Source organism: Streptomyces sp. NPDC054834 (assembly GCF_053611185.1).
This window is the reverse complement of record NZ_JBSGZV010000015.1, coordinates 50180-63454: the sequence shown is the minus strand read 5'-3', so window position 1 is coordinate 63454 and position 13275 is coordinate 50180. Positions and strand designations below refer to the sequence as shown.

The window sequence follows — 13275 nt, the reverse complement described above, 5'->3', positions numbered from 1 at the left end:
CTCCGGGGGCTTGTCTCGCACGGTTGGTGGTCCAGTAGTCGGGGCGTCGGACGGGCCAGTTCCCGGCAAATGAAGTGGCGTCCGTCACACGGGCGGTGCGGGGGGCGTGCCATCCTGGAGTGATGGCATCTCCCTCAGGTCGTACGCCCCTTGCCGAGCGGGTCGAGGAACTCCTCGCCACCGACGGTCCGTTGCCGATCGTGGCGGCCGGTGACCCGGTGCTGCGGCGCGGGACCGAGCCGTTCGAGGGCCAGTTGGAGCCCGCACTGCTGGCCAGGTTCGTCCAGGCGCTGCGCGTCACCATGCACGCGGCACCGGGCGTGGGGCTCGCCGCGCCGCAGGTCGGGGTGGGACTGCGGATCGCGGTCATCGAGGACCCGGCGCCGGTGCCGGAGGAGATCCGGCTGGCCCGTGGCCGGGTGCCGCAGCCGTTCCGGGTGCTGGTCAATCCGTCGTACGAGCCCGTGGGAGAGGGCCGGGCGGCGTTCTTCGAGGGCTGCCTGAGCGTGCCCGGCTGGCAGGCGGTGGTCGCCCGGCACGCCGAGGTACGGCTGCGGGCCGAGGACGAGCACGGGCGTGCGGTCGACGAGCTCTTCACCGGCTGGCCCGCCCGTATCGTCCAGCACGAGACGGACCACCTCGACGGCACCCTCTACCTCGACCGGGCCGAGCTGCGCTCCCTGTCGTCGAACGAGGCGATGGCGCTGCGCTGGCCTCAGCCGACGCCTGAGCGGGCCGCGCGGGAGCTGGGGTTCGACCTGCCCTGAACCACGGCGGCGCGGGAGCGCTGGGAGCTCCGCCCCCAGACCCCCGGGCCTGTGCCCACCCACCACCCGTGCGGGTCGACTGGGAGGCGCGGCCCCCTCTGCCGTCCCACCCGACTGGGAGGCGCAGCCCCCTCTCAGCCCGTCCGGCGTCTGAGGACGAGGCCGTTCAGGCCGACGGGGTCCGGGGCGCAGCCCCGGCGGGGTCGAAGGGGCGGAGCCCCTGGGGACGGGAATGGGCAGGGGCGGCGGGGGCGAGACAGCCCAGGCCCGCCCCCACCGCCCCGCGCGGACATGCTCAGCCCCGGTAGGCCTCCAGCAGCCGCAGCCAGACCTCGCTGAGAGTCGGGTAGGACGGGACGGCGTGCCACAGGCGGCTGATGGGGACCTGGCCGGCGACGGCGATGGTGGCCGAGTGGATGAGTTCGCCGACGCCGGGCCCGACGAAGGTGACGCCGCGCAGGATCTCGCCCTCGAGGTCGACGACCATGCGGGCGCGGCCCCGGTAGCCGTCGGCGTACAGGCCGGCCCCGGCGACGGAGGAGAACTCGACGTCGACGGCGCGGACCCGGTGGCCGGCCTGTTCCGCCTCGGCGAGGGAGAGGCCGACCGCGGCGGCCTCGGGGTCGGTGAAGACGACCTGCGGTACGGCGTGGTGGTCGGCGGTGGCGGCGTGGGCGCCCCAGGGCTCGGAGTCCGGGACGGTCCCGCCGGCGGCGCGGGCGGCGATGGCGGCGCCCGCGATACGGGCCTGGTACTTGCCCTGGTGGGTGAGCAGGGCGCGGTGGTTGACGTCGCCGACGGCGTACAGCCACTCGGTGCCGGTGACGCGCAGGCTGTCGTCGACGTCCAGCCAGGAGCCGGGTTCCAGGCCGACGGTGTCGAGGCCGATGTCGTCGGTGCGCGGGGCGCGGCCGGTGGCGAACAGGATCTCGTCGGCCTCGAGGCGGTCGCCCGAGCCGGTGACGGCCACGACGGTGCCGTTCTCCCGGGTCACCGACTCCACGGACGTGCCGGTGCGGACGTCGGCGCCGATCTCCGTGAGCCCCTCGGCGACCAGTTCGCCGGCGAACGGCTCCATGCGGGACAGCAGGCCCTTGCCCCGGACCAGGACGGTGACCTGCGAACCGAGGGCCTGCCAGGCGGTGGCCATCTCGGTGGCCACGACACCTCCGCCGACCACGATCAGCCGACCCGGCGCGGACTTCCCGCTGGTGGCCTCCCGGCTGGTCCACGGCCGCACCTCGGCGAGCCCGGGCAGGTTCGGCAGCCCGGCACGGGTGCCGGTGCACACGGCGACGGCCTGCCGGGCGGTGAGGGTGGTGAGGCGGCCGTCGGGGCCGGTCACGGTGACCGTGCGGGGTCCGGCGAGCCTGCCGTGGCCGCGGTGGAGGTCGGCGCCGATGCCGTCCAGCCAGCCGACCTGGCCGTCGTCCTTCCAGTGCGAGGTGTACTCGTCCCGCCGGGCGAGCACGGCGGCCGTGTCGAGGGGTCCCTGGACGGCCTGGCTCAGGCCGGGCAGGCGGCGGGCGTCGGCTCGGGCGATGACCGGCCGCAGCAGCGCCTTGCTGGGCATGCACGCCCAGTAGGAGCACTCGCCGCCGACCAGCTCGCTCTCGACGACCGCGGTGGTCAGACCCGCCGCACGGGTGCGGTCGGCGACGTTCTCCCCCACCGGGCCGGCCCCGAGCACGACGACGTCGTAAACGATGGATTCCGTTTCCGTCATGGGCCCAGTCTGGTGGGTGGTGTGCCCGGTGGCCACACGGGTAGGGGGCCGGAATATGTACTCAGCGGGCCGTGTTTTCCCCACGGCTTGCGCCCCCATGTCAAGGAAGAGGTAGACGCATGAGCAGCACCGTGGAGCTCACCAAGGAGAACTTCGACCAGACGGTCACGGACAACGAGTTCGTCCTGATCGATTTCTGGGCCTCCTGGTGCGGGCCGTGCCGTCAGTTCGCGCCCGTGTACGAGAAGGCGGCCGAGGAGAACCCGGACCTGGTGTTCGGCAAGGTGGACACCGAGGCCCAGCCGGAGCTGGCCCAGGCCTTCGGTATCCAGTCGATCCCGACCCTGATGATCGTCCGTGACCAGGTCGCCGTGTTCGCCCAGCCCGGCGCGCTGCCCGAGTCCGCCCTCACGGACGTCATCGGGCAGGCCCGGAAGCTGGACATGGACGAGGTCCGCAAGAGCATCGCCGCGCAGCAGGGCGACGGACAGGGCGACGGACAGGCCGCCGCCGAGTAAGGCACGGGCCGGGCACGTCGCCTAGAACGGATACGTCGCCACGTCCCCGCGCACCGTCGTCCAGCGCACCTCGGTGAAGGCCTCCAGGTTGGCCTCGCCGCCGAAGCGGGCGCCGGTGCCGGACGCGGCGATCCCGCCGAAGGGCGCCACGGCCTCGTCGTTCACCGTCTGGTCGTTGATGTGGACGATGCCGGTGGGAATGCGCTCGGCAAGGTCCAGGCCGCGTGCCGCGTCCCTGGTGACGATGCCCAGGGAGAGCCCGTACGGGCCGTCCGCCGCGAGGGCGGCCGCCTCGTCGGCGGTACGGAACGACCGTACGGGCGCGACGGGGCCGAACACCTCTTGGGCGTAGGCGGGACTGTCGTCGTCGACGCCCGCGAGGACCGTCGGCCGGTAGAAGAGCCGGTCGTGCGTGCCGCCCGCGGCGAGCTTCGCGCCGCGCGCGGTGCTCGCCCCGACCAGGCCGTGGATCTTGGCGAGCTGGCCCTCGTCGATGACCGGGCCGAGGTGCACCTGGTCGCGGTGCGGGTCGCCGACCGCCAGGGAGTCGGCCTTGGCGGCGAGCCGTTCGACGTACTCCTCGTAGAGGGAGGCGTGCACCAGGTGGCGGCCGGTCGTCATGCAGATCTGCCCCTGGTGGAAGAACGAGCCCCAGGCGGCGGTGGAGATCACCGCGTCGAGATCGGCGTCCTCCAGCACGAGCAGTGCGGAGTTGCCGCCGAGTTCGAGGTGCGCGCGCTTGAGGTGGCGGCCGGCCGCCTCGCCGACCGCGCGGCCCGCCGCGGTGGATCCGGTGAAGGAGATGACCGGCACCCGCGGGTCCTCGACCAGGGCGGCGCCGACGTCGGCCCCGCCGGGCAGCACATGCAGCAGGTCCTCCGGCAGCCCCGCCTCCGCGAGGACGGCGGCGAGGGCGAGCCCGCCGCAGACCGCGGTGCGCGGATCCGGCTTCAGCACGACCGCGTTGCCCAGTGCGAGGGCCGGGGCGACGGAGCGTATGGAGAGGATCAGCGGGGCGTTGAAGGGGGAGATCACGCCGACGACGCCGGCCGGGACCCGGCGGGTGTACGACAGCCGGGGGGCCTCGCTGGGCAGGACCTGTCCGGCGGGGCGGGAGGCGAGGGCGGCGGCCTCGTAGCACTCCTGGGCGGCGACGTGCAGTTCGAAGTCCGCCTTGCCGGGGATGGAACCGGACTCACGGACGATCCACTCGCGCAGTTCTTCGGCGTGCTCGGTGAACAAGTCACCGGCCCTGCGCAGCACTTGGGCGCGGACGAAGTGGGGAGCGCGGGCCCACTCCCGCTGTGCGGTGCGGGCCGCCCGCGCGGCCGCCTCGACGTCCTCGGGGGCGGCGAGGACTACCGTGCCGAGCGGGTCGCCGGTGGCGGGCTCGGTCACGGTGTGCTGGATTCCCCGCAGTACACGGGAGTTGACGGACTGCCAGGTCCTGGGTTCGAGCAACGGCATGGCGGCTCTCCGATCGCCGGTGGGCATTTGGTTGAGCGCGCAACATCCTAGTGCGCGATCAGTCGCGCGATCAGTCGCACGCTCAGCTGCGCGATCAGCTGGAGTCCCGCTGGACCACCGACGCACCCAGCACCTTGCGCGTCTCGGGTGCGGCGCCGGGTTCGCGCACCGCGCGGTCGACGAGTTCGGCGAGGTCGCGGCCGGAGGGCAGCTCGATGTGGATCGTGCTGAGCCGGGGGCGCAGCAGACGGCCGAGCATCAGGTCGTCGGACCCGATCACCGCCGTGTCCTCGGGGATGCGCACGCCCTCGTCCTGGAGGGCGCGCATCAGCAGCATCGCGTACTCGTCGTTGTACGCGAACACCGCGTCGAGGTCCAACTCCCGCCATCGCACGGCCAGTCGGGCGGCGGCTTGCTCGTCGTGGGCGAGCGGGAGCGCGGTGACCGTGGCGTCCGTGTCGCGCAGGGCCTGCCGTACGCCCTCCAGGCGGGGCCGGGAGAAGACCTCGAGGCCGGGCTCCTCGGGGACGACGACCCCGATGCGGCGCCGGCCGCGGGCGTGGAGGTGGGCGCCGGCGCAGTGGCCGACGCCGGCATGGTCCATCAGCAGCGCGTGCGCGCCCTCGATCCGCTCGGGGCCGAGGGTGACGACGGCTCGGGCACCGGCCCGCTTGAGCACGGCGACACCCGCGGGACCGAGTCCGGCGCCGGGCACCAGGACGGCGACCGGCCGCAGTTCGGCCCAGGCCCGGGCGGCCTCGTCGCCGTGCAGGCCGACGGTGCCGTACTGCACGACGGTGTAGTCCAAGTGGCCGAGGGCCCACTGGAGTTCGTTGATGAACTGGCCGTAGAGCGGGCCGACGGGGACGGTCGGGGCGGGCATCAGCACCATGCGGCTGTGTCCGGCGCGCAGACTGCGGGCCGCCGCGTGGGGCACGTACCCGAGTTCCTTCGCGGCCTGGTGGACGCGGCGGCGCGTCGGCTCGCTGATCCGTACCGCACTGGTGTTGTTCAGGACGTAGGAGACGGTCGCGCGCGAGACGCCTGCCAGGCGGGCCACATCGGCGCTCGTGGGAACGGAGCGCGGTGCGGGCGACCCGGGCGAGGGCGAGTTCGGTATCTGCACCATGACGTACCGCATCTTGGCAGAAGGCCCGGGGCCGGGGGCGCGCGGGGGAAGGTGGTTCACGGTTGCACGAACCCGGGGGCGGCCACGTCGGCTGCTCGCATAAACTGCCGAACATGTTCGTTACGAACTTGTTCGAGACGAACATGTTCGTTACCGTGAGGGCATGACAGAGCGCCCCGACTCCCCCCGCAGCCGCCGCGAACGTCCGGCCAAGCCCGCCCTGAGCCGGGAGGGCATCGTGGCCGCCGCCGTCGAACTGCTGCGTGCCGAAGGTCTGCGCAAGGTGACCATGCGACGCCTCGCGCAGGAGCTCGACACCGGCCCGGCATCGCTGTACGTCTACGTCCGCAACACCGACGAACTCCACGCCGCCGTCCTGGACGAGCTGCTCGGCACGGTCGGCCCCGCTCCTCGGGAGGGATCCTGGCGGGACCGTCTGGAGCAGGTGCTCACCGCGTACACGATGATGCTCTTCGAACACCCGAGCCTCGCCCGGGCGGCGCTGACGGCCCGTCCGAGCGGCCCCAACTACCTGAACCTGATCGAGACATTGCTGGCGCTGCTCGACGAGGGCGGTGTGCCGCCCGCCCAGGCGGCGTGGGGCGTGGACATACTGCTCCAGCTCGCCACCGCGCAGGCCGCCGAGCACTCCGAGCAGGATGCCTCGCCCACCCACCAGGACGACTGGGACGCCCTGGTCGGGGCCCTGCGCAACGCATCCCCGTGCACCCATCCGCACATCGCGGCGACCGTCGGCGTGCTGCTGGCGGGGCCGCCCCGGGCCCGTATGTCGTGGGCCTTCCAGACGCTGATCAACGGCATCGAGCGGACCGCCGTACCCGAATGACCGCCGTGCCCGAATGACCGCCGTTCCCGAATGAATGAGCCCAGGAGGCCGTCATGTCCGTCCCGCACCACCCCATAGCCGTCGTCGGCGCCGGTCTCGGCGGGCTCACCCTCGCCCGGGTCCTGCACGTGCACGGCATCGAAGCCGCCGTCCACGATCTCGATCACTCCCCCGAAGCCCGCGTGCAGGGCGGCATGCTCGACATCCATGACGACTCCGGGCAGGAGGCGCTGCGCGCCGCCGGTCTGCACGAGGAGTTCCTGACCCTCGTCCACCAGGGCGGGGAGGCGATGCGGATCCTCGACAAGGACGCCCGCGTCCGCATGGAGACGCCCGACGACGGCACCGGCGGGCGCCCGGAAATCGACCGGGGTGAGCTGCGCGGGCTGCTGCTCGGCTCACTGCCCGAGGGCACGATCCGCTGGGGCGCGAAGGTCACCGACGTCCGTCCGCTCGGCGCCGGCCGGCACGAGGTGACGCTCGCCGACGGCGGCTCCTTCACGACCGATCTGCTGGTCGGTGCCGACGGCGCCTGGTCGCGGGTGCGCCCACTGGTCTCGGACGCCCGGCCCGCGTACACCGGGGTGTCGTTCGTCGAAGCGGACCTGCCGGACGCTGACGTACGTCATCCGGTGAGCGCCGACGTGGTCGGCGGCGGGATGCTGTTCGCGCTCGGCGCGGGGCGGGGCCTCCTCGCCCACCGCGAGACCGACGGCAGCCTGCACGTCTACGTCGCGCTCGAAGCGCCCGAGGAGTGGCTGGACGGGATCGACTTCGCCGGCACCGAGGCCGCCAAGCGGGCGGTGCTGGAGCACTTCAGCGACTGGGACAAGAGCTTGCGGGCACTGATCGCGGACGCCGACGGTCCGCTGGTGCCCCGGCGGATCCACGCCCTGCCGGTCGGCCACCGCTGGGAGCGGGTCCCCGGTGTCACGCTGCTCGGTGACGCGGCCCACCTGATGTCGCCGTTCGCCGGCGAGGGCGCCAACCTGGCCATGCTCGACGGGGCCGAACTGGGCCTGGCGCTGGCCGCCCACCCGGGCGACACGGAGTCCGCGCTGGCCGCGTACGAGGAGAAGATGTTCCCCCGCAGCGAGGCCTCCGCGGCGGAGTCGGCCGACAACGGCCTGCTGCTGTTCCGCTCGGACGCACCGCAGGGCCTGGTGGACGCGTTCACCGCCTGGCGCTGAGCCGGTCTCAGCACGGCGGCTGCGTACCCGTCACACGGGCGACCAGGTCCATCCAGCCGGCCTCCAGCCGCTCCATCGGCATCCCGCACTGCCGGGTCAGATGGCTGATCAGGGCGGGGTCGAGATACGCCATCAGCGTCAGCGAGAGCAACTCGCAGTCGGCGTCCGGCAGGATCTGCCGCAGCAGCACCGTGACGTGCGTACGCAGGGCCCGGAACGCGGGGTGGGAGAACCTGCGGGTCGGCTCCGACTGCGCGGCCAGCTGGAGATCCAGCCGCTCGGCCGAGCGGTACAGCACCGCCACGCCGAACGCCCTCAGCCGATCCAGGGGCGGCGCCCCGGGGCCCAGCGGCGGCGGCCCGCCGAGGAAGTCGGCCTGCAACTCCTTGTCCGAGTGGTCGAGCAGCGCCATCAGCAGCCCGGTGCGGTCGCCGAACCGGCGGAAGACGGTCCCCTTGCCCACCTGGGCCGCCGCGGCCACCGCCTCCATCGTGACCCCGGAGACCCCGTGCTCCGCGATCAGCCTGGCCGCGGCCTGAAGCAGCTTGGCGCGGTTGCGGGCGGCATCGGCGCGCAGGCACGGCTCGTCGGGGGCCGGGCCGACCTCCAGCAACTGTGGCGTGTCGACGGGCTCCTCGGACTTCGGGAAGGGCGGCAGGGCGCTGGACATGAAGACAGCGTAAAGCACCAGGAACAAAACTGGACCGCGGTCCGGTTAGGGTGCTAGAAAGCTAACCGGACCCCGGTCCGGATCGTTACAACGATGTTTCAGCCCCCTTGGAGAACCCCCATGTCTGTTCGCATCCTTGCGCTCGTCGGCAGCCTCCGCGCCGGTTCGCACAACCGTCAGCTCGCCGAGGCGGCCGTCAAGCTCGCTCCGGAGGGTGCCGAGGTCGACCTGTTCGAGGGCCTGGCCGACATCCCCTTCTACAACGAGGACATCGACGTCGCGGGCAGCGTCCCGGCCGCCGCCGCCAAGCTGCGCGAGGCCGCCCAGGCCGCCGACGCGTTCCTGCTCTTCTCCCCCGAGTACAACGGCACCATCCCGGCCGTCCTGAAGAACGCCATCGACTGGCTGTCCCGTCCGTACGGCGCCGGTGCCTTCGCCGGAAAGCCCGTCGCCGTGATCGGCACCGCCTTCGGCCAGTACGGCGGCGTGTGGGCCCAGGACGAGGCCCGCAAGGCCGTGGGCATAGCCGGCGGCAAGGTGATCGAGGACATCAAGCTCTCCATCCCGGGCTCCGTGACCCGCTTCGCCGAGACCCACCCGGCCGACGACGTCGAGGTCGCCGCCCAGCTGACCGAGGTCGTCGCGCGCCTGCACGGCAACGTGGGCGTGGCCGCCTGATCCCGGCCACCACACCCTGAAGGGGCCGAAGCCCGTCGGGCTCCGGCCCCTTCGCCACGTCCGCTCCGGCCCCTTCGCCGTGTCAGCCGAGCCCGGCCAGCCGCTCGACGGCCGGTGCGGCGAACCGTTCGATCCACGCGGCCGTCTCGCCGAGGCGCGGGGCCAGGATCACCGTGTCGACGCCCAGCTTCGTGTAGCCCTCGATGTCCCGTGTGAAGGCGTCGAGGTCGCCGGTGGTGGCCGGCTCGCCGGTGTAGGCGATGGTCTTGCGGATGGCGTCGTAGTCGCGTCCGACGCTGTCGCAGTGGCCGCGCAGGACATCGAGCTTGTGCCGGAGTTCCTCCGGTGACGCGGGGATCAGGTTGCAGGCGTCCGCGTAGCGAGCGACCAGGCGCAGCGTCTTCTTCTCTCCCCCGCCGCCGATCATGATCTCCGGGTGCGGAGCGCTCACCGGCGCGGGCACGCACAGCGTCTCGGCGAGCCGGTAGTGCCGTCCCTCGAAGGGGCCGTCGGCGTCCGGATCCCACATCTGGAGACAGATCCGCAGGGTCTCCTCCAGCCGCTCGAACCGCTCCGCTAGCGGCGGGTAGGGCACGCCGAGCCCCTGGTGCTCGCGGTCGTACCAGGCCGCGCCGATCCCCAGCGTGGCCCGGCCCCCGGAGAGCACGTCGAGCGTGGTGGCGATCTTGGCGAGGAGGCCGGGGTGCCGGTACGTCACCCCGGTGACCAGCGCGCCGAGCCGCACGGTCGAGGTGTGCCCGGCGAGGTAGCCGAGGGTCGTGTAGGCCTCCAGCATCGGGTCCTCGGCGCCGCCGTTGAACTCCATCTGGAAGTAGTGGTCCATCACCGACAGCCAGCTGACGCCCGCCGCCTCGGCCGCGGCTCCCGCGGCGGCCAGTTCGGCGCCGAGCGCGGGGACGCCCCCGGAGTGGTCGAACCGGTTGATGTGTACGCCCACCCGCATGTCCGTCTCCGTTCCACCCGGTCCTCGATCGACGAGTGCGACGCTAGGACTTCGAGCACTCTCGAAGTCAAGCCTGGTGGGCGGGGCGGGACGCCGATCGGGCCACCCGCCGTACGGCGGGCATTTCCGCCGTACGGCGGCCTCCTGGCGGGCGGCGGCGCGCCGATGATGGCCGTACCCGCCGCAGCACCCCGTGTGAGGAGAAGCCATGACGTCGGCCCCGCCCCCGTTCGACCCGGAACTCGCCGCCGCCCTGGAAACGATCAAGGACGCGATCTCGCCGGGGCTCACCCCGGAGGAGATCGGCACCGCCCGGCAGGGGCCGGGGATCGACCTGCTCGCGGATCTCGACCTCACCCTGGGCGGGGTGTTCGACGTGGCGGACCGCACGGTCCCGGGCCCCGAGGGCGCTCCCGGCGTCTCCCTGCTGATCTGCCGCCCGGCCGCCCCGGCGGGCACCGGCCCGCTGCCGGTGATCTACCACGTCCACGGGGGCGGCATGATCCTCGGCAACAACCGGGGCGGCGTGGACGGCCCGCTGGAGTGGGCACGGGAACTGGGCGCGGTGGTGGTCTCCGTCGAATACCGGCTCGCCCCGGAACACCCTCACCCGGCGCCGGTCGACGACGTCCTCGCGGGCCTGCTGTGGACGGCGGAGCACGCCAAGGAGCTCGGCGGCGACCCTGAGCGGATCGTGCTCGCCGGGGCCAGCGCGGGCGGCGGCCTCACCGCGGCGCTGGCCCTGCTGCTCCGCGACCGCCGGGGCCCGAGGCCCCTCGGGCAGATGCTGCTGTGCCCGATGCTCGACGACCGCAACGACACCTTCTCCAGTCACCAGATGGCGGGCCTCGGCATATGGGACCGCACCGCCAACGAGACCGGCTGGGGTGCCCTCCTCGGCGCGAGCCGGGGCGGCCCCGACGTGTCCCCGTACGCCGCCCCCGCCCGCGCCGCCGACCTCTCCGGCCTCCCGCCGGCCTTCCTCGACGTCGGCTCCGCGGAGACCTTCCGCGACGAGGTCGTCGCCTACGCCTCCCGGATCTGGCAGTGCGGCGGCACCGCCGAACTCCACGTCTGGCCCGGCGGTTTCCACGGCTTCGACGGCTTCGCCCCCCAGGCGGCCCTGTCCCAGGCGGCCCGGGCGGCACAGCTGGAGTGGCTGCGCAGACTCCTGGGATGACCCGGCACGCTCATCGCGCCGCCGTGCGTTCCCCCGGCGATGTGCGTCGGGTGGCCGGGCCGTCCAGGTGCGACACCACCGTCAGGTGGAAGCGATGAACGGCGTCGTCGACGCTTCGGATGAACCCCGTCTCGGCGTTGCCGCGACCGCTGCCCATCCCCTTGAACAGGGAGAGGCGGAACCCGGTGATCCGGACGCCGTCGCCCTTCGGCAGCAGGTCGGCGGGTTCGGGGCGGAGCCGCTCGAGCGTGCCGCGCGGGCCGGCTGCCGCCCCCTCCACCAGCGTCTCGATGTGGAGGTCGGCGGGAGCCTCGGCCAGTCGCCGAACGAGCCGCTTGACCCAGGTCAGGGGGTACCCCTGCTCGGGCGCCGGGATCTCGACGGAGGTGCGCAACTTGCCGGTACGCAGATCCGCGGCGACCGCGAGCACGCCAGGAGTGCCCTCGATGCGCAGCTCCGCCTCGAGTCTGCCCTGGAGGCAGAGCTGGTCGGCGAGGCAGCTGCGGCGCTCACGCGGGTCCGCGCCGCGCCGGGCGCGCTGGACGGGCAGCACCTTCTGGCCGAGTTCGCCGCCCAGTCCAAGACAGACCTGCCGAATGAGCCGCTCCCAGCTCTCGACCACCTCGAGGGCGCGCGGGTCGCCCTGGCAGAGGGTCTCGTCGTCGATGCCGTTGCGTACGGGTACCCAGGCCGGACCCATGTTCTGGAAGCCGTGGCAGCCGGAGTTCTCATGCTGGAGGTAGTGCAGCAGTTCCCGCAGCAGCCAGGCGTGTGCCGCGTTGCCGACGCCCTCGTGCCGGATCAGCAGTTGGGCCTGGTGGGTGACTTCGGCCCAGGACAGATGTCTGAGCGCCACCTTGTGCTTGCGCCTGCCGTCGGTCTTGACATCGACGAGCGGGGTGCCCTCCAGGGCGACGTCGTTGGACAGTGTGATCACTGCCTCGTAGCCGCGGCGCGCGGCGATGTCCATGTACGCCTGCACCTGTTCGGCCCTGAGCGCGTTGCCGTTGGTCTTCGTTTCGACCAGCGCCGTCCACAGCTTGCCGGCCCGCTCGACGCGGATGATCCCGTCGGGGCGTCGCGGGGAGTCGCCGTGCGGCAGGGAAACCTCGGTGAACGTCTCCATACGGCCTGCCGGTGCGCCGAACGCGGCGGTCAGGCGCCTGCCGAACTCCGGCACCTGCGCCATCACGGACAGCAGGACCGAGGTGGCACGCGTCTCGCGGTCCCGGTCGCTCTTGAGAGCCGAGACGGGAAAGAGCCGGGCCTGCCTCCAGGACTCGTTCTCCGCCAGGGACCTCCGGCTCGTCCTGGGCAGGACGACCTTCTTGCGTGACGTACGAGGCCGGGCCACCGGTTTGCCCGGCACGGTCGCGTCGCCGGGCGGGCGGGGCGCCGGTACGGCGTCCAGCGGCGGCGCCTGCGCCTCGATCGCCGGGGGCTCGTGCCCGACGTCGGTCTGCTCTCCGCCGGCCATGGCCTCGAGCGTGTCAGCCGCCGCGTCGTCGTCGATGTCGACGCCGAAGTCCGTCGCCAGACCGACCAGACCGGTGTCGTAACCCTGACCCACGGCACGGAACTTCCACTCGTCCGACCGCCGGTACAACTCGCCGAAGATGACCGCGCTCACCGTGTCGGCGTCGTCGATCGCGAACCTCAGGAGAGGATCGCCGACCGCGTCCGACAAGGTCACGGTGAGGTCTTCCAATTCCTTGAAACGGGCCCCGCCATAACGGCTGGCAGCGATGACGATCCGCCGCACGTCGTCCGGAAGCGCTGTCAGGTCGAAACCGAGCCGGTCCTCGTCGCCGTCCTGCGTGGGCGTCTTGCCCAGCAGTTGCACGCTTCCGTCGGCCGCGACCGGGTTGTTGTAGAAGTAGAAGTCGCCGTCGCCGCGAACCTTGCCGTCGTCGCTCAGCAACAGGACGGACACATCGGCGTCACCCTCACCGCTCGGGCTGGCCCAGCCCAGGCTGACGATCACCGAACCGACATGCTCGCTCAGAGCCGACAGCGATACGTTCGACCCCTTGGACATTTCCTGCATGAATCCCCCCACGGAATCCCCACCGCAACTGCTTGCCACGCCCCACGATGTGACGTGTCACACACGGGTAACTGTAATACCCACGGAGCTGG

The 13275-nt window shown here is 72.6% G+C and carries 12 protein-coding genes; 6 read left to right on the top strand and 6 right to left on the bottom strand.

What is annotated here, in order from left to right; genetic code table 11:
* Positions 1-122: 122 nt before the first annotated feature.
* On the top strand, positions 123-767 hold the full coding sequence (locus tag ACWGJM_RS21360) for a peptide deformylase (RefSeq protein WP_453413248.1): 645 nt from the start codon (positions 123-125) through the stop codon (positions 765-767).
* A 295-nt stretch (positions 768-1062) separates the two neighbouring features.
* On the opposite strand, the gene ACWGJM_RS21355 is transcribed toward ACWGJM_RS21360, so the two are convergent.
* On the bottom strand, positions 1063-2493 hold the full coding sequence (locus ACWGJM_RS21355; RefSeq protein ID WP_453413247.1) for a dihydrolipoyl dehydrogenase family protein: 1431 nt from the start codon (positions 2491-2493) through the stop codon (positions 1063-1065).
* 119 nt (positions 2494-2612) lie between these two features.
* Between ACWGJM_RS21355 and trxA the strand changes: the two genes are divergently transcribed.
* Positions 2613-3011, top strand: coding sequence for a thioredoxin (gene trxA, locus ACWGJM_RS21350; RefSeq protein WP_453413246.1), 399 nt, complete (start codon positions 2613-2615; stop codon positions 3009-3011).
* Positions 3012-3032: 21 nt separating this feature from the next.
* On the opposite strand, the gene ACWGJM_RS21345 is transcribed toward trxA, so the two are convergent.
* Both ACWGJM_RS21345 and ACWGJM_RS21340 read right to left on the bottom strand, forming a co-directional pair.
* Positions 3033-4478 carry a benzaldehyde dehydrogenase gene (locus tag ACWGJM_RS21345; RefSeq protein WP_453413245.1) on the bottom strand — a complete coding sequence of 482 codons (1446 nt, stop codon included), beginning with the start codon at positions 4476-4478 and terminating at the stop codon, positions 3033-3035.
* A gap of 94 nt (positions 4479-4572) precedes the next feature.
* Complete coding sequence (locus tag ACWGJM_RS21340) at positions 4573-5619, bottom strand: LacI family DNA-binding transcriptional regulator (protein ID WP_453413387.1); 1047 nt, start codon at positions 5617-5619, stop codon at positions 4573-4575.
* A gap of 151 nt (positions 5620-5770) precedes the next feature.
* Here ACWGJM_RS21340 and ACWGJM_RS21335 point away from each other — a divergent pair, with 151 nt between their 5' ends.
* Complete coding sequence (locus tag ACWGJM_RS21335) at positions 5771-6454, top strand: TetR/AcrR family transcriptional regulator (protein WP_453413244.1); 684 nt, start codon at positions 5771-5773, stop codon at positions 6452-6454.
* Positions 6455-6507: 53 nt separating this feature from the next.
* Positions 6508-7644 (top strand): FAD-dependent oxidoreductase, encoded by a 1137-nt coding sequence (locus ACWGJM_RS21330; protein ID WP_453413243.1) that lies wholly within the window; start codon positions 6508-6510, stop codon positions 7642-7644.
* 7 nt (positions 7645-7651) lie between these two features.
* Here the strand turns inward: ACWGJM_RS21330 and ACWGJM_RS21325 are convergent, their stop codons facing one another.
* Positions 7652-8332 (bottom strand): TetR/AcrR family transcriptional regulator, encoded by a 681-nt coding sequence (locus ACWGJM_RS21325; protein WP_453413242.1) that lies wholly within the window; start codon positions 8330-8332, stop codon positions 7652-7654.
* 102 nt (positions 8333-8434) lie between these two features.
* On the opposite strand from ACWGJM_RS21325, the gene ACWGJM_RS21320 reads away from it, so the two are divergent.
* Positions 8435-8992: an NAD(P)H-dependent oxidoreductase gene (locus ACWGJM_RS21320; protein WP_453413241.1), complete on the top strand. Its 558-nt coding sequence runs from the start codon at positions 8435-8437 to the stop codon at positions 8990-8992.
* Positions 8993-9074: 82 nt separating this feature from the next.
* Here the strand turns inward: ACWGJM_RS21320 and ACWGJM_RS21315 are convergent, their stop codons facing one another.
* Positions 9075-9956 carry an LLM class F420-dependent oxidoreductase gene (locus ACWGJM_RS21315; RefSeq protein WP_453413240.1) on the bottom strand — a complete coding sequence of 294 codons (882 nt, stop codon included), beginning with the start codon at positions 9954-9956 and terminating at the stop codon, positions 9075-9077.
* A 208-nt stretch (positions 9957-10164) separates the two neighbouring features.
* Between ACWGJM_RS21315 and ACWGJM_RS21310 the strand changes: the two genes are divergently transcribed.
* Positions 10165-11136, top strand: coding sequence for an alpha/beta hydrolase (locus tag ACWGJM_RS21310; RefSeq protein WP_453413239.1), 972 nt, complete (start codon positions 10165-10167; stop codon positions 11134-11136).
* A 10-nt stretch (positions 11137-11146) separates the two neighbouring features.
* Here the strand turns inward: ACWGJM_RS21310 and ACWGJM_RS21305 are convergent, their stop codons facing one another.
* Positions 11147-13183, bottom strand: coding sequence for a TerD family protein (locus ACWGJM_RS21305; protein ID WP_453413238.1), 2037 nt, complete (start codon positions 13181-13183; stop codon positions 11147-11149).
* Between the last annotated feature and the right edge of the window lie 92 nt (positions 13184-13275).